Source organism: Vicinamibacterales bacterium (assembly GCA_041659285.1).
Classification (GTDB): Bacteria; Acidobacteriota; Vicinamibacteria; order Vicinamibacterales; family UBA2999; genus 12-FULL-67-14b.
The window spans coordinates 86,618-107,477 of sequence record JBAZYO010000014.1 but is presented as its reverse complement, the minus strand read 5'-3'; the positions used below and the strand labels follow the sequence as shown (position 1 = coordinate 107,477).

The window sequence follows — 20,860 nt, the reverse complement described above, 5'->3', positions numbered from 1 at the left end:
CGCTTCACTAGGGAATCCGTCTCGGCCTCCAGGAGGTTTGCACTGAACCTGTCCATCCGAAACGTCTGCATCTTCGTCATGAGCCTGGCGGTCCTGTGGTCGCAGCCGCTCGAGTCCAGCCCAGCGCCCGTCGCCATCCCCGGCATGGTCTCGCGCACGGTCGAGCTCGTGCGCCGCATCCCGGTCCGGGACACGCAGGCGCCCGTCGGCTCGGCGTTCGTCGAATCGGTGCGGCGCCTGGACCCAGTGCGGCGCGAACGCGCGGTCCTGCAGGAGATCCTCCACGGCAACGTCCCGAACTTCCTGCGGCAGCTCGTCCCCGTCACGCTGACGTACGCGCAGCGCGGGCGGATGCTCTCCGCCACCGTTTTCGTCATGCCGGACTACCTGGCCATCGGCGCCGACGACGACTTCTTGCGCATCCCGATGAACCTGGAGACGGCCACGACGATCGCGGCGCAGTTCGGCTTCGTCCTGCCGACCCGGCGCGTCGTCGATGCCATCAACGCGCAGGCCGAGCATCATCTTCAGCCGCAGCCCCTGCCGCCCGGTCCACAGATGACCTCGACCGAGTACTACCAGCGGCACAACGAGTTGATCGAGGCGCAGGCACGGACCCTCGGTGTGACGCGCGGAACGCTCGTTGCCGGTCACAAGAAGGATGTCGTCATCTCGAACCTCCTCGCGCGGACGCCAGGGCGCATCGCGATCTACGGCTGGCACCGGCCCGGCGGAGCACCGATTCAGCCGCTGAGCACGGTGCACGGCGCCTGCTACGAGGACTACAGCCACGGCATCCGGCTGATGAGCGACATGGCCTGGCAGGAGGGGACCTTCCGTCCAATTCGCGAGATTCTGCAGGATCCGGCGGCGGTGGCGGTGCTCAGCGACGAAGGGCTGATGGCCGCGACGCTGACGACGTTCACTCAAGGGTTTTGCAGCAGCGAAACCCGAGGTGATAATTAGCGTGGCTGCGCGCGTCCATCACGCGGCTGCCGTGCCAGTAGGGCGCGCGCCAGCGGCACCAGTCCTCGTGCGCGCGCACGGTGTCGAACACGAACCAGCTCCCCTTCATCTCCGTGTAGCCTAGTTCGCGGCTGCCCCGGCTCGCCATCTGCTCCGGCGCGAGCGGCAAATTCATGTGCTCGGCCGCGTTGCCGTTGAGGTCGTACACGCCGAGCGGGCTCTCGCAGGCCGGGAAGGCGCCGGCCGGGAACGTGTTCGAGCCGCACTTGTTCCACCCCTCGCCGACGCAGCCGGGGCTCTTCTGACTGGACGTACCGCAGATCCCTTTCTGGTACGCGGCGCCGTAACTCCACCGCTTCGTCGGCGCAGATGATCGGTTGTTGGCGGCGCGCATCCGGCGAATCGCCACGTCCGGCGCCACGCCGGCGGCGAGATCGAAGCGGTAGTCAGGCGGCTCGAGGCTGCCGTCGCATGCCCCCTCCCATTCGTGTGCGTCGCAGAGCCGCTTGCCCATCGCCGTGCAGATCTGGGCCGCCTCGCGCGCCTTCACCCACACGACCGGATACTCGCAGGGAATGTCCGGGAACTCGAATTGATCGATGCAGGCCTTCGCGTCCTCCGCGCGCTCGGTCGCCGGGTCGTAGAGGGGCGCCATGTACTTCGCCTGGCAGATCCGTTCGTACGCCACGCTCTCGTAACTGACGCCCTGAGCGCGCTGTGTGGCCTGACAGGCCTCGGTCGTGATCGGGTGGCGGGCCACCGCGGGATTCCCCTGGCCGATGTAACCGGACGCGGTGAAGATGCGCCGGACCTCGGCCATCTGGGCATCGGACAGTCGATGGACGTTCTGCAGGCGGCGCAGCATCGGCTCGTTCTGCTCGCGCAGGGACACGACACCGGCCATCGCGGCCGATGCCACGGCGACGAGCAAGCCGATGAGCACGCGCGCAGCCTTCACCCTCATCGGTGCCCACTTGGTCCGTCACGCCGCATGACGTAGAAGAAGTCGCGATTGTCCGGGTAGCCCACGAAGCGGACCTTCAGGCGCCCCTTGGACGCGTGCGGGGCATCCACCTCCTGCATCCCGGTCATGAGGTACTCGACGGTCACCGCGGCGCCGCCCGGCCGATACAGGGCGAGGTAGGTGTGCTCGAGCGCGTTCATGTCCAGCAGCATCGCGTGATCGCACCCGTAGGCCTGGAACACGCGCGCCATCGCGGACGGCGTCGCGGACGAGAACACGGCGTACACGAGGTACCGCTTGCCGCCCAGACGCTGGATGCCTGCACCCGACCGCATCGACCGCAGCTTGCGATCCTGCGAACCGGACCAGTTGCCTGCCCCCCATTGCGGCACGAAGCGTCCGGGAACCGGCGCCTTGAGCGCCGGGTCGAACTCGACGAGGGGCACGCCGTTCTGGCGGGCGTGCCTGATGCGCGGCAGGAGACCGGCGTCCGACTGCTGCCAGGTCTTCATCTCCACGGTCCCGTCGTCGAGCACCAGGATGGTCGAGAGCCCTGGCTGCAGGCGGCTGAAGACGATGCCATTCTCGATGAAGCCGTAGTGGCTGCTGCCATTCACGAGCGACAGCTCGCCGTAAAGGAACGCGCCGTGCGTGCGCTTGAAGCCGGCCGTGAACGTGGCCACCGTACGGCCGGTATCCTCGGGGGCGACGAGACCGGTGGAGACAAGGGGTGCCGCGTCGCTGATGCCGTCGGGCCCCGGCAGCCGCGCGTCGCGCATCTTCGCCAGCATGTGGTCGGACCAGCCGAGTGCAGGATGCACCGTGCCGCGCGCGTAGCCGAGGTCGAAGCGGGCCAGATCGAACGCAATCAAGTAGGCAAGCGACGATGACTCGACGCGGTCCAGCGGCTGCGCGGAGCGCCCTTGCCGCAGCAGCTGCGGGTCGATGAAGCGCGGCTCGATCACGCTGACGAACGTGCCCGGGACCGCCGTGGCGTACCAGCCGCCGGGCACCAGGCTACCGCCGTTGGTCGCGACCAGACTGATGCCGAGGCCGGGTGCGGTGACGAGACGATCGGCCAGCGCAGGATCGACCCGCGCAGGTGCAGGGCCGGCCTGGTTCGCACGCACGGCGGCGGCGGCGGCGGCATCCGTCGTGTCGGTCCCCATCTCGCGGTTCGCGTCCGACAGGAGCTGGTGGCCGAGCCCAATCATTGCCTCGCCTCCCCAGACACGGTCGCGGAAGAACTCGGTGGCCGCCTCGAGGCCGGTGCGGTGGCCGGCCGCTGGACTCCGGAGGTAGACACGCCCCTCGCACACCGGGCTGTAAATCAAGCGGGCCAGGCGCGCCTGCTCGAGGCTGCCTGGAACCCGGCTGCCGAAGAGATCGCACGCCACGCGCCCGGCATCGTCATCGATGAAGAGGCCGGACGGGTACTGCGGATCGAGCACCAGGCGGCGCGTATGCGGCTTCGGGTTCTCGAGGTGGTAGGCGCGCGGCGGCGAGCCGTCGTTCCAGGTGACCGTGAGCAGATACCAGCTGTTGATGCCCGGGTGCAGGTTCAGGAGGGTGGCCGAGCCTTCGCGCCCCGCACCCGAGATGATGCGGATGGTGCTGGAGCGGCGAAGCGGCTGCAGGTCGAGCACGGACAGCAGCGCGGCCTGACCCCCCGCGCTCGTTGGGGAATATCCCGCGACGTGCACAGCCGCCCCCCCCATCGCAGCAACCACGAGTAGCAGGGCGGCCATGGATGAGTGACGCCGCCTGCGTCGATTCGGCATGATCTCGTGCGCCTTCGCGGCGCACGTCCCCTTCTGCAGTAACAACCTGCAAACCGGATGCCACGGACGCACAGCGCCTGGTGACTATTCCTGCGACTCGTATTGCTCCTTGAGCCTCGCCACTACGGCCGGATCGGCCAGGGTCGTGGTGTCGCCGAGCGCCTTGCCTTCGGCGATGTCACGCAGCAGGCGGCGCATGATCTTGCCGGAGCGCGTCTTCGGCAGATCCGCCGCGAAGATGATGTCGTCGGGCCGGGCGATGGCGCCGATCTTGTGCGCCACGTGCTTCTTCAACTCGTCGGCCAGCGCCTCCGACGGGTGCGTGCCTTCCTTCACGGTGACGAAGGCCGCCATTGCCTGGCCCTTGATCTCGTGCGTGCGGCCGACGACGGCCGCCTCGGCCACCTTCGGGTGGTCCACGAGCGCCGACTCCACTTCCATGGTGCCGATGCGATGCCCCGCCACGTTGAGCACGTCGTCCACGCGGCCCAGCAGCCAGTAGTACCCTTCGTCGTCTTTTTTGGCGCCGTCGCCGGTGAAGTAGACGTCTTTCCCCCAGCGCGACCAGTACTGCGTGACGTAACGATCGTGGTCGCCGTAGATGGTCCGCAGCATCGACGGCCAGGGCTTGGTGATGGCGAGCAGGCCGCCGCCCACGTCGATGCGCTCGCCCTTGTCCTTGAGAATCTCGGCGCTGATGCCCGGAAACGCTTGCGTCGCCGAGCCCGGTTTGGTCCGGGTGATGCCCGGCAGCGGCGTGATCATGATGGCGCCGGTCTCGGTCTGCCACCAGGTATCGACGATGGGGCAACGGGAGCCGCCGATGTGGAGGTGATACCAGATCCACGCTTCGGGGTTGATCGGCTCGCCCACCGATCCCAGCAGGCGCAGCGACGACAGGTTGTGCTTCGCCGGCCAGTCGGTGCCCCACTTCATGAACGCGCGAATCGCGGTCGGGGCAGTGTAGAACACGGTCACGCCGTAGCGCTCGATGATCTGCCAGAGCCGATCCTTCTCGGGCCAGTCGGGTCCGCCTTCGTACATCACGACTGTCGCGCCGGTGGCGAGCGGACCGTAGACGACGTAGCTGTGGCCGGTGACCCAGCCGATGTCGGCCGTGCACCAATACACGTCCTCGTCCTTCAGGTCGAAGACCAGCTTGGTGGTGGCGTAGACGCCGGTGAGGTAGCCGCCGGTGGTGTGGACAATCCCTTTCGGCTTGCCGGTGGTGCCGGACGTGTAGAGGACATAGAGCATGTCCTCCGAGTCCATCGGCTCCGGCTCGCAGTCGTAGGACGCCTCCTGCATCAGGCGGTGGTACCAGTGGTCGCGGCCTTCCTTGACGTGGATTGGCAGCGGCGACCCGTGCAGGCGCTGCACGATCACCACGTGCCTGATCGACGGCGTGTCCAGGAGCGCTTCGTCGGCCATCTGCTTGAGCGGCACGATGCCGCCGCGGCGCCAGCCGCCGTCGGCGGTAACCAGCACGGTGCAGGCGGAGTCGTTGATGCGGTCGCGCAACGATTCCGCGCTGAAGCCGCCGAACACCACGGAGTGGACCGCGCCAATGCGCGTGCAGGCGAGCATGGCGATGGCCAGCTCGGGGATCAGCGGCAGGTAGAGCGCGACCCGGTCGCCCTTCTTCACGCCGAGCGACTTGAGGACGTTGGCGAACTGGCAGGTCTGGCGGTAGAGGTCGAAATAGGTCAGCGTGCGGCGATCGCCAGGCTCGCCTTCCCAGATGAACGCGGCCTTGTTGCGCCGCCACGATCGCACGTGCCGATCGAGGCAGTTGGCGCTGACGTTGATCTTGCCGTCAACGAACCACTTGGCGTCGGGCGGGTTCCAGTCGAGCACCTTGGACCACGGCTTGATCCACTCCAGTTCGTTCGCGAAGCCTTCCCAGAACGCCTCGGGATCCATCGCGGCCCGCGCATAAATCTCGGGGTCGTTCACCACCGCCTGGTCACGGAAGGCGTCAGCGGGCGGAAAGCTGCGATGTTCCTGGAGGAGGGCCTCAATCTCGGGGGAAACCGGCTCGGACATGCGCCGAGTATACGACTACCGCACCTGTGCGCCGAACCAGCGGAAGCGTTTCGGCCGGAGCCGGAGGAGCTGGAGGGACGAGGCGGCGGATTCGATCATGCCCGGCTCGATCCGGTGCGACCCCATCACCGCGCCTTCCTGCAGGGCGCGCTCGCACAGCAGGTTGACGAGGCGCGGCACCCCGCCCGACAGGCCGTAGATCACGTCCAGGGCGCGCGTGGAGAACGTGACGGCCATGCCGCCGGCAATCGCCAGGCGGTGGTGCACGTAGCGTTCGCACTCGTCGCGCTCGAGCGGCAGCAGCCGCGCCCGCGTCGCCAGCCGCTGGTCGAGGGCACGCGGCAACGGCGGGCCGCCCACCACCGACGGCTGGCCGGCGAGCACGATCTGCAGCACCTTGTCGCGATTGGATTCGAGCGCGGCCAGTGCCACGATCTGCTCGACCGTGGCGGCCGGCAGGCTGTGCGCCTCGTCGATGATCAGCACCGCGCCGTCCTGGTACGACCGCAGGCGCGCCAGGAACTGGTCGAGCATCCCTACCAACTCCGCGCGGCTGGCGCCCACCAGGCAGCCGGCCTGCACGTCCTCCCTGGCCACCGCACCCAGGTCCTGCAGCAGGAGCCGCAGCAGGTCCTCCGGCGACAACAGCGAGTTGCCCACCAGCGCCGCGCGCGTCTTGCGTTCGAGCAACTGGACGAAGGTCCGGCACAGCGTGGTCTTGCCGACGCCCAGGTCGCCCAGCAGCAACAGCAGGCTTTCGCGCCGGGCAATGCCGGCCGACAGCCCGTCGAAGGCGCGGCTGTGCGACCGGCTCCTGAAGTAGTACTTCGGGTCCGGTGTCAGGCTGAACGGCCGCTCGGCGAAGCCGAAAAACGCCTCGTAGGGCGGCTTGGACGGATCCATGGCAGAACGAGTTATCGGGCCCAGCCGGGCGCGGGAACAGGCCTAGTGACGCTCTTCGCCGGGGATGGGCGGCGCCGGGAACGAATCCGACGTGAAGCTCGGGATGTGCGGCGGCGGAGGTGGCGGCGGGGCGTTCTTGCGGAACATCAGCGCCCCGAACAGCCCGCCGATCATGCCGAACAGCGTGCTGACGCACAGCATGACGAAGAACCCGAAGATGAGGCCGAGCCCGACGGCGGGGCCCGACGACAGGCGTTCGAGGAGGGCACGCGCCTCGGGCGCCATGTCGGAGGCATTGCTCAGCGCGCGCTGCAGCATCTGGCCCTGGAACGGCGCCAGCGCGGCGCTGATCGGAATGGAGAGCACCAGCCACACGAACGTGCCGACCACGCCGGCCAGCAGCCCGACGACGGCGCCGTCGCCCACCCCGATCGGCTCGGGGTGGTTCTGCTGCATCAGGTAGGCGGCGAGCGCCCCGCCAAAGAGAATCCACGCGCAGCAGCAGTTGGCGACGTTGATGACCGGCAGTGCGGAGAGCACGCCAATCGCCAGGCCGCCTAACAGCGCCGGTTGGGTCTTTGACGGGGTCATGGTTCACGGCGCCCCTACAAGGGGCGCCCTGCGTTCGCGCTAATCGTAATCCTCAACGAGGTGCGTGACCATCTCTTCACCCTTCAGGTAACGAAGCGTGTTCTTCAGCTTCATCAGCTGAATGAAGAGGTCGTGTTCCGGGTAGAGGTCCTTGGCGTGCATCGGCGCCTTGTAGTAGAACGACAGCCATTCCTGGATGCCGCCCAGGCCGGCGCGCTTCGCCAGGTCGAGGAACAACGCCGAGTCGAGCACGATCGGCGCCGCCAGGATCGAGTCGCGGCACAGGAAGTTGATCTTGAGCTGCATCGGGTAACCGAGCCAGCCGACGATGTCGATGTTGTCCCAGCCCTCTTTGTTGTCGCCGCGCGGCGGGTAGTAGTTGATGCGGACGACGTGCGAGATGTCCTTGTAGAGGTCGGGGTAGAGGTGCGGCTGGAAGATGTAGTCGAGCGCCGACTTCTTGCTTTCTTCCTTGGTCTTGAACGACTCCGGATCGTCCAGCACCTCGCCGTCGCGGTTGCCGAGGATGTTGGTGGAGTACCAGCCCTTGACGCCGAGCAGGCGCGCCTTCAGGCCGGGCGCGATGATCGTCTTGATCAGCGTCTGCCCGGTCTTCATGTCGTTGCCGCAGATCGGCGCGCCGGTCTTCGCGGCCAGTTCCAGCATGGCGGGAATGTCGGCGGTGAGATTGGGCGCGGCGTTGGCGAACGGAATGCCTTCCTTGAGCGCGGCGTAGGCGTAGACCATGCTCGACGGGATCGTGTCGTCGCTCAGCTCGAGGCCCTTCTCGAACGAGGCCAGCGACTGGTGCACCGGGCCTTCCTTCATGAACACTTCGGTGCTGCCGCACCACACCATCACCAGGCGGGCGCAGTTGTGCTTCTCTTTGAAGCCCCGGATGTCGGCAATCAGCTGATCGGCGAGGTCCTTCTTGTTCTTGCCCTTCTTGACGTTGGGGCCCGACAGGCGCTTGACGTAGCGCTGATCGAACACCGCCGACATCGGCTTGATCGCCTCGAGCTCGGGGCGGATCGAATCCAGCAACTGGCGGTCGAGCACGCCGGCCGTGCAGGCCGCGGCGTAGCAGTCTTCTTCGAAGATGTCCCAGCCGCCGAACACGATGTCGTTGAGGTCGGCCAGCGGCACGAATTCGTTGATCTTGGGGGAGCGGCGATCGGCGCGCTTGCCGAGGCGGATCGTGCCCATTTGGGTGAGGGAGCCAATGGGCTTTGCGAGGCCCTTGCGGATGGCGATGACGCCGGCGATCGTGGTGGTGCTGACCGCGCCGAGCCCAACGAGCAGGATGCCCAGTTTGCCCTGGGCTGGAGCGATTTCTAGGGGTTGTTTCACCTTGGAAATATATCACGCCCCCTTTCGTCGGACTTTCGCCATAAAAGCGAATATCCGTGCGCAGTCACCTATCATGGAGTCACATGATCGGCATTTTTCTCCGCCTGCTCAAGGGCGGCCGGACGCGCGCGATGGATCCGCTGCAGGTGTCGATGACCGGCGTGCGCATGGGGGAACGATTCCTCCAGGTCGGCTGCAGCGATCGCGCGCTGCTCTCGGGGCTGGCCGCCAGGGTCGGCCTGAGCGGCGCCGCCGCCGTCGCCACGTTCGACGAGGCCTCCGCCCGGCGCGCGAGCGGGGTCGGCGCGAAGGTCGGGGCGCTGATTGAGGTGCGCCCCGTCGAGGGACGCGCCCTGCCCTTCGACAGCGACCACTTCGACATGATTGTCATCGACGACACCAGCGGCAGCTTTGCCGCCATCGACGAACCGGCGCGCCTCGATTACCTGCGCGACGCCTGCCGCATTGTTCGCCAGGGCGGCCGCATCGAAGTGGTGGAAGGACTGGGCGGCGGCGGGATGCTGCACGGCGCCGTGAGGCGGCCGCAGGGCTACGACCTGTTGCGCGACCTGACCGCGGCCGGCTTCAAGCCGTCGCGGCTGCTCGCCGAAAAAGACGGCTTCCGCTTTCTCGAAGGCCTCCGCCCCAACTCATAGGTGCGTCGTCGTCGGCGGGTCTTCGTTCAGCTCGATGATGAACCAGCTCTTGACGTGACCGAACTCGATTTCGTCGCCGTCGGCCAGCACGGTTGGCCCGGCGATCGGCTGGTTCTGCACCGACGTGCCGTTCTTGCTGTTGAGATCCTCGATCTGCGCCTGCGCGTCCTCGATCGTGATGCGGGCGTGCGCCCGCGACACGCTCGAATCGTTGATGCACACCGTGGATTCGGGGTCGCGGCCGATCGAGTTGGCTCCGTTCGCCAGCCCGTAACGACGATGGCCAATGCGGAGGCTCATGATCATGGCGTCGGCTATTTCACCCGGGCCAGCTTCCGGACGATGTGGCCGCCCGGCTGGCCGGTGAGCGTGGTGCCCGGAACAGTTTCACCCACGTAGATATTGCCCTCCGCATCCACCGCCACGCCCTCCGCGACCGCGTCATCCACCTTGTACTTGACCGAGCCGTCTTTGGCGCTGCCGATGAACACGCCCTTCTTGACGTTGTAGTCCACTACATAAAGGGTGTCGTCGGGGGTGATGTAGATACCGCTCGGCGTGCCGAACTGGGTCCACTGATCGATGAAGGCGCCGTCCTGATCGAAGATCTGGATGCGGTTGTTCGAGCGGTCGCCGACCAGCACGCGGCCGCGCGAGTCGATCACGAGCGTGTGCGGCAGGTTGAACTCGCCGGGCCCGCTGCCCTTCTTGCCCCAGGCCTTGATGAAGGTGCCGTCCTTGGAAAACTTCACGATGCGCGAGTTGAAGTGGCCGTCGGCGACGAAGATGTCGCCGTTCTCGGCCACCGCGACGTCACACGGCCCGCCGAACGTGTCGGGACCTTCACCCCGCACGGCCTTTGTGCCCAACGTCATCAGCAACGTGCCGTCGCGGCTGTACTTGAACACCTGCTGGCCGAGGCCGTTGCGGGCCTGTCCGTCGGTGATCCAGAGATAGCCGAATCGATCGACGCGGATGCCGTGGGGCCACGCGAACAGCTTCTCGCCCCACGTCTTCAAGATCGTGCCGTCGCGATCCAGTTCGACAATGGGCGTCTCGGCCCGATGGAAGGCGAAGATCCTGCCGCCGGCGTCGATGGCCATGCCGGGCACTTCGCCCCACGTGGCGCCGCCAGGCAGCGTGCCCCAGCCGGGGATCAGACGATAGGGCGGAGCCGCCGGCTCCTGCATCAGGAGCGACGCGGGGGAGAGCAGCCACATCGTGGCGAGCACGGCCAGGGTCGGTCGGCGCATTTCGCGGATGTTAGCGCAGGACGGAGCGGCTTGGGGCTTGAGGCTTGAGGCTTGGCTGCCTACAAGAGTAGACACCCGTCCCCAAAGCACCACAGATGGCTGGGACCGGTTCCGCAAAGATTTCGTGAAAACGGGCCGAAAAGACCGATCATGTGGCTAGCGTCTCCGGCGGCCGCAACGGCAAGGCTTTTGCCATTACACCAGTCGCAGCCATGCTTGGAATCCTTCCTGCCGACGTCTACACGGCCCGCGACATCGCGGAGGCGGCCGGGGTGTCTGAAGCCCGGGTGCGGGCACTCGTCGCCCGCGGTGAAATCCGTTCGGTGGCCGCGCAGCTCCCGATTGGCGGACAGGCAGAGCTGGCCGAGTTCGTCGCGCAGGACGAGGCTGTCCGCGCCGTCCGCGCGCTGAAGGCCGGCACCACCGTCAGCGTGGCCGGCGAGTTGGGCCTGGGCCGCGAACTGTTCGCGCAAGGCACGCGCGCGCACCGCTCGACCACCGTTCCGCTGATCGTCTCGACGAGTCTGCACGGGATCGCGGTCGCGGCCATCCTCTTCGTGGCGAGCCTCGGCTTTGCCGTCGCCGACGAGCGCACGGAACCGTTGAAGGCTCCGGAGCCAATCCGGATGGTGTTCCTCGTCTCACCCGGTCCCGGCGGCGGTGGCGGTGGCGGCGGGTTGTTGATGAAGAAGCCGGCGCCGAAGGCGGCACGCAAGGGCATCGAGCGGATCAGCAGTCCGCTGCCGGCGCGCAAGTTGCCGCCGCCCATGCGGCCCACACCGAAACCGCCTGAGCCGCCGCCGCCGCCGCTTGAAGCCAAGCAGCTGCCGCCGGTAATGGCGCCCATTGCGACCAAGGCCGCGGATGTGGAGACGCGCGAAGGCGTGCTCGCGAACGTGCCCGAGACGCCGCCGAGCCAGGGGCCCGGCGCGGGTGGTGGCGCCGGCACGGGCCGCGGCACGGGCCTTGGCCAAGGCGAGGGGAGCGGCATCGGCGATGGATCCGGTGGCGGCACCGGCGGCGGCCCCTTCCGCCCCGGCAGCGGCGTCGAGCCGCCGCGCCTGCTGCGCGAAGTGAAAGCCGACTACTCAGACGAGGCGCGGCGCGCGAACATCGAAGGCGAAGTCGAACTCGAGATCGTCGTACGGCGCGACGGCACAGTGGGTGATGTGAAGGTGCTGCGCGGGCTGCGCGGCGGCTTGAACGAGCGCGCGGTGCAGGCGGTCCGCCAGTGGCGCTTCGCGCCGGGGCGCATGAAGGGCGTGCCGGTTGATGTCGTCGTGCAAGTCGGAGTCGAGTTCCGGTTGCGATAGGCAGGCTTGCTATGGAAACAGTCCTATTGGGCATCACGATCATATCGCTGGTCGTCGCGCTCGCGATGAGCGTGACGGCGTGGCGGCTTGCGCGCGACGAGAAGCAGCGGTCCGCGGCACGCGTGGCCGCGTTGTCTATCGCTGCCTCGGCTGATGGCAGCCCCATCGGCTTCCAGGCGCGCCCGGCGGCCGTTGAACGGACCGTTGAACGACCGGCGCCGAAAGCGCCGTGGGCGCCGGCACCGCTGACCATGGAGACGCCGGCGAGATCCGCGCCCGTCGCAGTGCCCCCGGTTCCGGAAATGCCGCTCAATGTCGCGTCGGCGCCGCGAGTGCTGTCGCACTCCTCCGGCTTCCTTGGCGCGGCCACCGAGCAACCGCAGGCCGGCGGCGGACGCCAGCGTTCGCTCGCCGTGGCGGCCGCGATGTTGTTGGTGGGCCTGCTTGGCGGCCTGGCGTGGATGATGTCGGGACCGCGCGGAACCAGCGCGGCGGCAGTGGGCCCCAACAGCCCGCTCGAACTGGTGTCGCTCCGTCACGATCGGCAGAATCAGAAGCTGGCGGTGTCGGGCCTGGTCCGCAACCCGGCCACCGGCCAGCCGGTCGAGCACCTGTTGGCGGTGGTGTTCCTGTTCGATCGGCAGGGCGCGTTCGTGACCAGCGCGAAGGCCAATGTCGACTTCCTGAAGATCGGCGCCGGCGACGAGTCGCCGTTCGTGGTGACGCTGGATGCGCCGGCCACGGTGACGCGCTATCGCGTAAGCTTCCGGACAGATGAGGGCGTCGTCCCGCACATCGATCGGCGCGGCGCCACGCCGCTGGCCGCCGAAGGCGAGCAGCCCGTCAGCGTGTTGTTGAAGTGAGGGCTAGCGCTATGAAGAACCAGTCCGGACCACGCGCGTGGATGCTGGCCACCGGCCTGCTGGCGCTGGTGAGCGTGAGCGTGCTGGCCCAGCAACCTGACGGCTTCCGGTTCAAGAGCGGCGTCGAGTTGATCAACGTGACGGCCACCGTCACCGACCGGTCCGGCCGCTTCGCCGCCCGCCTGACCAAGGACGACTTCATCATCTACGAAGACAACAAGCCGGTCGAGGTCACGCACTTCAGTGCCGACCGCACGCCGGTGAGCCTCGGCATTGTCGTTGACAGCAGCGGCAGCATGGTCGGCGAGAAGTGGTCGGCGGCGGTGAGCTCGATCGATCGCTTCTTCCGGATGATGAACGACGAGCTCGACGAGTTTTTCCTGTATCGCTTCAGCGCCAACGCCGATCTCGTGCTCGACTGGACCAACGACCGCGATCGGCTGGCGACGATGCTGGGCCGCATCCATCCCAATGGCGGCACGGCGATGTACGATGCCGCGGTTGAGGCCGTGCCGATGGCGCAGAGCGGCCAGAACCGCAAGAAGGCGGTGGTCATCATCTCCGACGGCAACGACACCAGCAGCCGCACCGACATCGCCGACGTGAAACGCGTGATCCGTGAGACCGAAGTGCTGGTCTACGCCGTCGGCATCGACGGCCAGGGCCAGCCGACCTTCCAGCGCCAGACCCCGCCCATTCAGCAGCCGCGGCTGCCGATTCCGTTCCCGTTTCCCGGTGGCGGCAGGCGCATGCCCATGCCGCAGCCGCAGTATCCGCCTCCGGGCGGCGGCGGGCGCGGCGGCACCTACTCGGTTGGCGGCGGCGCCGATGATCGCGTGAACGTGATGGCGCTGCGCGAGATGACCGACGACAGCGGCGGCCGCACCGAAATCGTGCGCGACGCGCGCGATCTGGATCCCGCCGTGGCCAGCATCGCTGATGAGCTGAGCCAGCAGTACTACCTGGGCTATCCCAGCCCGGGACTCAAGGACGGCCGGTGGCATACCATTCGCGTGGAGGTCCGAGACCCTGCGCTCAAAGTGCGAGCGCGAAAGGGATACGTCGCCACGCCATAGATTCGGGAGCTTCGCCGCTCCCCGCATGTCGTGATCTCGTGATGTGTCGATGTGATGATCGATCGGTTGATCTACTGATCGGATGATCGTGTGACCGATCTGAGGATCGGTTGATGTAGACCACCGCAAATCAACACATCAACACATCAACACATCAACACATCAACACATCAACACATCAATCACCAGATCATCCGCTCACAAGATCCACCAGCTCGATCACAAAATCAACACATCAAGACGTCACAAGATTCCCTGGAAGTGGACACCCCGTGATGGCACAGGTTTCGCAGTGTCAGAAGTTGTGTGGGGAGGTTCCACTATGAAGTCACTGATCGCATCCGCATTCGTCTCACTGATCGCATCCGCATTCGTCTCACTGTTCGTTCTCGCCGGCGCGCCTGCTTTCGCGCAGGAAGCTCCGCGCGAGGATCTGCAGGTGTTCAACGACATCGCCGAGCAGGTCAATCGCTACACCCAGCTCACCATCTTCGACAGCATTTCCGCGTCGGTGAACGACGGCAAGGTGGTGCTCACCGGGTGGGTGACCATGCCGTACAAGCGCGACGATCTCGAACGGCGCGTGCGCAAGGTCGACGGCATCACGGCCCTCGACAACAAGATCGGCGTGCTGCCGGTCTCGCAGTTTGACGATGACCTGCGGTTCCGGATTGCGCGGGCCATCTACAGCCACTCGTCGTTCTGGAACTACGCCGCCATGGCCAACCCGCCCATCCGCGTGGTGGTCAACCGCGGTCACGTCACGCTGGAAGGCGTCGTCAACAGCAACGTCGAGCGCATGCTGGCGCGGTCGCTGGCGTCCGGCTTCGGGGCGTTCGAGGTGAAGAACGAGCTGAAGACCGACGCGGAGGTGCGGGCGGCGATGGAGCCGAGAAAGACGAATTGACCAACAAAGAAGATCAGGAGATTAGGAGTTAGAAGATAGATTTCTTCTGAACTCCTAAACTCCTGTCTTTCTGGTTTTCACGAACCAGATGGCCGCCGCGAACGTGACCGCGACGGCGGCCATCATCACCCCGAACAGGGCGAGGGTGCGGAACAGGATTGACTCGGGTTGCATCCGCACCGTGAGCTCGAGCGGTGTTCCCTTCTGACGCTCCGCGAGCGGCTGTTCCCACACGATGATGTTGCCGCGTTCAATCGTGCGCGAGGGTGAGTTGTGGAACTCCACCTTGCTGGGCAGGTGCACGCGGACGGCGACCAGCTCGTTGCCCTCCCACCCGACATTGCCGACGTCCTTGCCGGCCGCGGCCTGGACCGTCTGGCCGTACTCGAACAGGCCGTCTTTGTCCTGAAAGCGATACTGCGACCACGCAAACGGCGCCGCCTCGCTCAGCTTGCGGATGTCGGCGACGTTGATGCGCAAGTGGACGTAGCGCCGCCCGTCGCGCCGCGACGTGTTGACGTTGGCCACTTGCGTGACCGGTGAGCTGTAGATGTCACGAACGACCTGGCGGTCCAGGCGCGCGGCGGGGTCCACCGGCAAGGCGGCGCCCCGCAGGGCGACCAGGGCGGGTACCGAGGCGTTGACGTAGACACTGGCCGAGCCGTCAAGCGCGAGAAAGATTTCCTCCTCATACTCGTACTTCCGCGAGATCACGCTGCCGCACGCAGTTGACAGCAGCACCGACACGAGCACGAGCCCGAAAGCAATACGCACTATCGAATAATATACGGACGGTGCCTCAACCCACGCTGTTCCTGATCGACGGCAGCAACCAGATGTATCGCGCCTACCACGCGATCCGCGGGTTGACCGGGCCCGACGGCAAGTCCACCAACGCGGTCTACGGCTTCATCGCGATGCTCCGCAAGCTGATTGCGGACCACCAGCCGGAATACATCGCCGCGTCGTTCGACGTGCGCGGCCAGACCTTTCGCTCGAAGATGTCGGCCGACTACAAGGCCAACCGCGCCGCCATGCCCGACGACCTGGTCGAACAGGTGCCGTGGGTGTTCGAGGCCTGCGAGGCGCTGGGCGTGCCGATCTTCACCTCCGAAGGCTTCGAGGCAGACGATGTGATCGGCACGCTGGCGAGCAAGGCCGCCGGTCACGGCTTGCAGGCGGCCATCGTCACCGGCGACAAGGACTTTTTCCAGCTGGTCAACGACGGCGTCATCCGTGTCTACAACCCCAAGGACGAGGGCACGTGGTACGACGCCGACGGCGTGCGGCAGAAGTTCGGCGTGCCGCCCACGCAGGTGGTGGACGTGCTGGCGCTGATGGGTGACTCCAGCGACAACGTCAAGGGCGTCCCCGGCATTGGCGACAAGGGCGCGCGCGAGCTGATCACCCAGTACGGTTCGCTCGACGCGCTGCTGCAGAACGCCGGCGAGATCAAGCAGAAGAAGTATCGCGAAGGCCTGCTGGCCAACGCCGATCTGGCGCGCCAGAGCCGCGAGCTGGTCACCATTCACACCACCGTGGACGTGCCGTTCGACGCCGAAGCGTTCCGCTACCGCGGCCCCTCCCGCGAGCGCTGCTACGCGCTGTTTTCGAAGCTGGGCTTCCGCACGCTGGTCCCCGAGTTCGCGCCCACCGCGGCCTCGGTGGTCAAGGACTACGCCATCGTCGGGTCGAGTGACGAGCTGAAGGCGCTGGTCGAACAGCTGCGGGCGGCCGGCCGCTTCGCCCTGAAGGTGATCACCGACGGCACGGCGCCGGTGCGCGCCACCCTGGTCGGCATTGCGGTCTCGACCGGGCCGGCGATGGCCCGCTACATTCCGCTCGGCCACGAAGGCTTCGGCGGCGGGTTCTCGCTCGCCAAGTCCGAGGCGCTGGCCCTGCTCGCGCCGCTGCTCACCGACCCGGCCGTCGAGAAGATCGGCCACGACATCAAGGCCGACCTGATCGTGCTGGGCCGTCACGGCGTGGACATCAGGAACCCCAAGGCCTTCGACACGATGCTGGCCAGCTACCTGGTGGACTCGAATCGATCGAGCCAGGCCCTCGAGCCGATTGCGCTCGAGCAGCTCGGTTACAAGGCAATCACCGAAGACGAGGTTCGCGGCAAGGGCGCCAAGGCGTTGCCGTTCGCGCAGGTCCCCGTGGACAGCGTGCTGGACTACGCCGGCGAGCGCGCCGACCTGGTGTGGCAGCTGGCCGAGCACTTCCGGCCCATGCTCGATCGCGACGGGCTGATGCCGGTGTACCTCGACCTCGAGCTGCCGCTGGTGCCGATCCTTGCCGAGATCGAGCGGGTCGGCGTGCGCGTGGACGTCCGCGCGCTGGCGTCGCAGTCGTCGCTGGTCGATCACGAGATGAACGACCTCAGCCGGCGGATTTTCGAGCTGGCCGGCGGCGAATTCAACATCAACTCACCGAAGCAACTCGCCGAGATCCTGTTCGAGAAGCTCCAGTTGCCGGTCCTCAAGCGCACCGGGACGACGCGGACGCCGTCCACGGCGGTGGAGGTGCTCGAGGAGCTGGCGGCACAGCACGACATCTGCCAGTTGATTCTCGACTGGCGCGGGCTGGCGAAACTAAAGGGCACCTACATCGACGCGCTGCCCACGCTGGTCAACCCGGAGACCGGCCGCGTGCACACCCAGATCAGCCAGGCGGTGGCGGCCACCGGCCGGTTGAGCAGCAGCGATCCGAACCTGCAGAACATCCCGATCCGCACCGAGATCGGCCGCCAGATCCGCAAGGCCTTCGTCGCCGAACCGGGCTACCTGTTGATCTCCGCCGACTACTCACAGATCGAGTTGCGGGTGCTGGCGCACCTGTCGGGCGACGAGACCTTGATCGCCGCGTTCGAACGGGGCGACGACATTCACGACCAGACCGCCGCCAGGGTGTTCGGACCCGACAGCACGCTCGACCCGCACGAGCTCCGCCGGCGCGCGAAGATCGTCAACTACGCCCTGCTCTACGGCAAGACCGCGTTCACGCTGGCGAAAGACATCGGCGTGACGCAGCAGGCCGCCCAGCAGTTCATCGACGCCTACTTCGCGGGCTTTCCGCGGGTGCGGGAGTTCATCGACAAGACCCTCGAAGACGCGCGCGTCAGCGGCTTCGTCCAGACCATCTTCGGCCGTCGTCGTCCGGTGCCGGAGCTGACCAGCCGCAACGGTCAAATCCGCGCTGCGTCGGAGCGCGTGGCGGTGAACATGCCAATCCAGGGTACCGCCGCCGACATCCTCAAACGCGCGATGATCGACGTGCACGCGGCACTGGCGTCAAGCCACCCGCGCGCGCGGATGATCCTCACCGTCCACGACGAGTTGCTGTTCGAGGCGCCGAAAGACGAGGCGGATGCCGTCGCCGCGATCGTCAAGGCGAAGATGGCGGCCGCCGTGCCGCTGCGCGTGCCGCTCGATGTCGATGTTGGGATCGGCGAGAACTGGATGGAAGCGAAACCGTAGTACGGAGGGGTCAGACCCCTACTTCCACCGCTCCTTGACCACCGTCCACTCGGTGCGCAGGTCGGATTCGGCCTGCGCGCGCTTGTCGGGTGACAGGAGCCGCACGCGGTCCGGAATGATCCCTTCCAATACGAGCTTGTCGAGGTCGGCGCGCAAGTTGGCGGAGCGGCTGGTCGCCAGCCGCGCGCGGACCCAGCCGGCGATGGCGGCGTCCCAGGCGGCGGCGGGATCTCCCGCACCCCTGGTGGCCACCGCCACCCAATAGCCGGCAGCCGCCGAACCCGGGTTCCTCGCCAGCTCGCGCGCCATGCGGTCGCGCATGCGGCCGAACGTGGCCGCGCGCTCGTCGCGGCCAATGCCGTCGGCGTGGCGCTCCACCGCGCTGCCCCACCAGTCCAGCATCGCTTCGCCCGAGGCCGGGCCGTGCGCGATGGCGCCGTCGAGGCCGCTCTCGAACAACTGGGCCGCGGCGCCGTAGTCGTCGTCGAAGAACAGCGCCTCGCCCAGCGCCAGCAGGAAGTCGATGTTGTCGCGGGCGTCGAGGCTGGTCGCGCGAACGGTGCCCAGCGCCAGGCGGGCCGCCGAGAGATCTGCCGGGTCGGCGCGCTCGCGGTAGCGCTCGAGGTGCGCGCGGGCGAGGACGACGGTGGCGGCGTCCATGGTGGCGGGCGTCTTCTGGGCGGCGATGGCCGCTTCGATGGCGGCGTCGAACTGCCGCTGATTGTAGAGAGAGCGCGCACGGGCGAGGTCCGCCCGCGTAGCCGACACAGATGTCGTCGCGAGGAGGACGATCAGCGCCACAGACGCAGACTTGATCAGGGCCACAGATGACACAGATAGCACAGATGATAGGCTGCGACACACACCTTCGGTTATTTCTCTCTTCAAGGAGATCCCTTTGGCTCAAACCAACTCCGTCGAACAGGGGGCCCGCGTCCGGTTTCCACCGCCACTCGTCTTTCTCGGCGGCATTCTCCTGGGCTTGGCTCTTGAATACGCGGTGGTCGCGGCACCGGTTCCGGCCGGCCGGGCGGTCAGCGTCGCCGGTGGCCTTCTTGTTCTCATGGCCGGCCTGATATTCCTGATTGCAGCGCGCATCTGCTTCACGCGCACGGGTCAGAGTCCGATCCCGTGGAAGCCCTCTCCCTCCCTCATCTTGAAGGGACCCTACCGCTTCACACGGAACCCGATGTACGTCGGGATGACTCTCGTGGAATTCGGCCTCGGCCTGGCGCTGAACAATCTCTGGATATCGTTGTTCGCGGTTCCCGCTCTCTTGACAGTGCATCTCATCGCCGTGCTGCCGGAGGAGAGATACCTCTCCGACAAGTTCGGGGACAGCTACACGGCGTATCTCGCCCAGGTGAGGCGATATCTCTGAATGGCGCCGACCGACACAGCCGCATCAGATTGACGCAGATTACTGAACTAAACACAGCCGCAGATTTGACGCAGATTTCACAGACTCACGGGCCGGTCTGTCAATGGTTGCTGGAAAGTACCGGCTTACTGGCGCGTAATCCGTTTCGATGCCGTCGCCGCGGCCCGCATCCACTTCCGGGGGCACAGACATCGTTGGGCTGGAATTTGATGGAGATCTAACGACCACTCGAGTCGACTACGCGGAAGACACGCCGTGACTTTCCGCCGAACCGTGATCAAGATCTGCATAAATCTGATCGGCTGTTTCCATCTGGCAAATCTGCGGCTGTCCAATCTGCGTAAATCGGCGGCTGTCCCCTCGGACAAATCTGCGGCCTATACTGGAGGTAACGGAGGCTTCATATGATGCGCACTCCTTCGGCCGGCTTCATTGCTGCGGCCGCCTTCCTTCTCGCCTCGGCATCCCTGTTGTCCGGCGCTCCGCAAGCCAAAGAATCAGACGCCGCCGGCTGCAAGGACCATCCGCTCTTCACCCGCATGCAGAACACGCACATCGTCTCGTGCAAGGTCGCGGAATTCGAACAGTTCGTGTTCAAGACCGGCAAGGCCACCACCACGCCTGTTGAGGGCCGGAAAGTCGATGTGAGGTACCGGATCAATACCGGCAACACGGCTCCGAGCCCGCTGGCCATCATCCGCAATCATCAACAGGCCATCGCCGCAATCGGCGGCACGGTTCGCTATGAGGACCAGCGCTACACCGTCTTGAGCGTCACCAAGGACAACAAGGAGGTCTGGGCGCAGGTGGACACGGCCTGGGGCGGCGGCTACGTGTTGACCATCGTCGAGAAACAGGCGATGACCCAGGAAGTGGTGGCCAGCGCCGAGCTCTTCAAGTCCGGCCTGCAGGCCACCGGTCACGTGGAGGTCCCGGGCATCTATTTCGACACCGGCAAGTCGGTGTTGAAGCCCGAATCAGACGCCGCCGTCGGCGAGATTGCCAAGCTGCTGAAGGCCGACCCGGCCTTGAAGGTCTACGTCGTGGGACACACCGACAACGTCGCCGCGCTCGACTTGAACGCGAAGCTGTCACAGGCCCGCGCCGAGGCGGTGGTGCAGGCCCTGGCCGGCACGCACGGAATTGCCGCCGCCCGAATGATCGGCCGTGGCGTCGGACCATTGGCGCCGGTGGCCAGCAACGACTCGGAGGAGGGGCGGGCCAAAAATCGCCGCGTGGAGCTCGTGAAACAGTGAGAAAGGTGTCGGGATTCTGGGCGGTGCCGTCCGCCGTCGCGCTTGGCGCTATGGCGGACGGGTCCCGGGCGC

Annotated in this window: 19 protein-coding genes; 9 read left to right on the top strand and 10 right to left on the bottom strand. The window is 66.6% G+C overall.

Annotation, left to right across the window (positions count from 1 at the left end; all coding sequences use genetic code 11):
- Positions 1 to 78: 78 nt before the first annotated feature.
- Complete coding sequence (locus WC815_19675) at positions 79 to 966, top strand: hypothetical protein (GenBank protein ID MFA5911003.1); 888 nt, start codon at positions 79 to 81, stop codon at positions 964 to 966.
- Here the strand turns inward: WC815_19675 and WC815_19670 are convergent.
- The 6 genes from WC815_19670 to WC815_19645 all read right to left on the bottom strand — a co-directional run bounded on the left by WC815_19670 (position 923) and on the right by WC815_19645 (position 8,601).
- Complete coding sequence (locus tag WC815_19670; protein MFA5911002.1) at positions 923 to 1,930, bottom strand: SUMF1/EgtB/PvdO family nonheme iron enzyme; 1,008 nt, start codon at positions 1,928 to 1,930, stop codon at positions 923 to 925. The two genes, WC815_19675 and WC815_19670, sit on opposite strands and share 44 nt — an antisense overlap.
- Positions 1,927 to 3,678, bottom strand: coding sequence for a hypothetical protein (locus tag WC815_19665; GenBank protein MFA5911001.1), 1,752 nt, complete (start codon positions 3,676 to 3,678; stop codon positions 1,927 to 1,929). The genes WC815_19670 and WC815_19665 overlap by 4 nt, the downstream gene beginning before the upstream one ends.
- A gap of 117 nt (positions 3,679 to 3,795) precedes the next feature.
- On the bottom strand, positions 3,796 to 5,757 hold the full coding sequence (acs, locus tag WC815_19660; protein MFA5911000.1) for an acetate--CoA ligase: 1,962 nt from the start codon (positions 5,755 to 5,757) through the stop codon (positions 3,796 to 3,798).
- A gap of 15 nt (positions 5,758 to 5,772) precedes the next feature.
- Positions 5,773 to 6,660: an AAA family ATPase gene (locus WC815_19655; GenBank protein MFA5910999.1), complete on the bottom strand. Its 888-nt coding sequence runs from the start codon at positions 6,658 to 6,660 to the stop codon at positions 5,773 to 5,775.
- 42 nt (positions 6,661 to 6,702) lie between these two features.
- Positions 6,703 to 7,251: a DUF5518 domain-containing protein gene (locus WC815_19650; protein ID MFA5910998.1), complete on the bottom strand. Its 549-nt coding sequence runs from the start codon at positions 7,249 to 7,251 to the stop codon at positions 6,703 to 6,705.
- A gap of 39 nt (positions 7,252 to 7,290) precedes the next feature.
- Entirely contained in the window at positions 7,291 to 8,601 is a 1,311-nt protein-coding gene (locus WC815_19645) for an inositol-3-phosphate synthase (GenBank protein ID MFA5910997.1), read from the bottom strand.
- A gap of 83 nt (positions 8,602 to 8,684) precedes the next feature.
- On the opposite strand from WC815_19645, the gene WC815_19640 reads away from it, so the two are divergent.
- On the top strand, positions 8,685 to 9,257 hold the full coding sequence (locus WC815_19640; GenBank protein ID MFA5910996.1) for a class I SAM-dependent methyltransferase: 573 nt from the start codon (positions 8,685 to 8,687) through the stop codon (positions 9,255 to 9,257).
- On the opposite strand, the gene WC815_19635 is transcribed toward WC815_19640, so the two are convergent.
- Together WC815_19635 and WC815_19630 are read right to left on the bottom strand one after the other, a co-directional pair.
- Positions 9,252 to 9,563 (bottom strand): FHA domain-containing protein, encoded by a 312-nt coding sequence (locus WC815_19635; GenBank protein ID MFA5910995.1) that lies wholly within the window; start codon positions 9,561 to 9,563, stop codon positions 9,252 to 9,254. The genes WC815_19640 and WC815_19635 overlap by 6 nt on opposite strands.
- 8 nt (positions 9,564 to 9,571) lie before the next feature.
- Positions 9,572 to 10,510, bottom strand: coding sequence for a peptidyl-alpha-hydroxyglycine alpha-amidating lyase family protein (locus tag WC815_19630; protein ID MFA5910994.1), 939 nt, complete (start codon positions 10,508 to 10,510; stop codon positions 9,572 to 9,574).
- A gap of 212 nt (positions 10,511 to 10,722) precedes the next feature.
- On the opposite strand from WC815_19630, the gene WC815_19625 reads away from it, so the two are divergent.
- From WC815_19625 to WC815_19610, 4 genes are all read left to right on the top strand, one after another.
- Positions 10,723 to 11,823 carry a TonB family protein gene (locus WC815_19625; GenBank protein MFA5910993.1) on the top strand — a complete coding sequence of 367 codons (1,101 nt, stop codon included), beginning with the start codon at positions 10,723 to 10,725 and terminating at the stop codon, positions 11,821 to 11,823.
- 11 nt (positions 11,824 to 11,834) lie between these two features.
- A complete protein-coding gene (locus WC815_19620) occupies positions 11,835 to 12,686 on the top strand; it encodes a hypothetical protein (GenBank protein MFA5910992.1) in 852 nt (283 codons plus the stop codon).
- A gap of 11 nt (positions 12,687 to 12,697) precedes the next feature.
- Positions 12,698 to 13,762 (top strand): VWA domain-containing protein, encoded by a 1,065-nt coding sequence (locus WC815_19615; protein ID MFA5910991.1) that lies wholly within the window; start codon positions 12,698 to 12,700, stop codon positions 13,760 to 13,762.
- Between the two features lie 322 nt (positions 13,763 to 14,084).
- Positions 14,085 to 14,669 (top strand): BON domain-containing protein, encoded by a 585-nt coding sequence (locus WC815_19610; protein MFA5910990.1) that lies wholly within the window; start codon positions 14,085 to 14,087, stop codon positions 14,667 to 14,669.
- A 54-nt stretch (positions 14,670 to 14,723) separates the two neighbouring features.
- On the opposite strand, the gene WC815_19605 is transcribed toward WC815_19610, so the two are convergent.
- Positions 14,724 to 15,443 (bottom strand): hypothetical protein, encoded by a 720-nt coding sequence (locus tag WC815_19605; protein MFA5910989.1) that lies wholly within the window; start codon positions 15,441 to 15,443, stop codon positions 14,724 to 14,726.
- 20 nt (positions 15,444 to 15,463) lie between these two features.
- On the opposite strand from WC815_19605, the gene polA reads away from it, so the two are divergent.
- Positions 15,464 to 18,151, top strand: a complete 2,688-nt coding sequence (polA, locus tag WC815_19600) for a DNA polymerase I (GenBank protein ID MFA5910988.1) — start codon at positions 15,464 to 15,466, stop codon at positions 18,149 to 18,151.
- An 18-nt stretch (positions 18,152 to 18,169) separates the two neighbouring features.
- On the opposite strand, the gene WC815_19595 is transcribed toward polA, so the two are convergent.
- Complete coding sequence (locus WC815_19595) at positions 18,170 to 18,985, bottom strand: hypothetical protein (GenBank protein ID MFA5910987.1); 816 nt, start codon at positions 18,983 to 18,985, stop codon at positions 18,170 to 18,172.
- Between the two features lie 64 nt (positions 18,986 to 19,049).
- Between WC815_19595 and WC815_19590 the strand changes: the two genes are divergently transcribed.
- Both WC815_19590 and WC815_19585 read left to right on the top strand, forming a co-directional pair.
- Positions 19,050 to 19,532 (top strand): isoprenylcysteine carboxylmethyltransferase family protein, encoded by a 483-nt coding sequence (locus WC815_19590; protein ID MFA5910986.1) that lies wholly within the window; start codon positions 19,050 to 19,052, stop codon positions 19,530 to 19,532.
- A 404-nt stretch (positions 19,533 to 19,936) separates the two neighbouring features.
- Complete coding sequence (locus WC815_19585; GenBank protein ID MFA5910985.1) at positions 19,937 to 20,788, top strand: OmpA family protein; 852 nt, start codon at positions 19,937 to 19,939, stop codon at positions 20,786 to 20,788.
- The last annotated feature ends 72 nt before the right edge of the window (positions 20,789 to 20,860 follow it).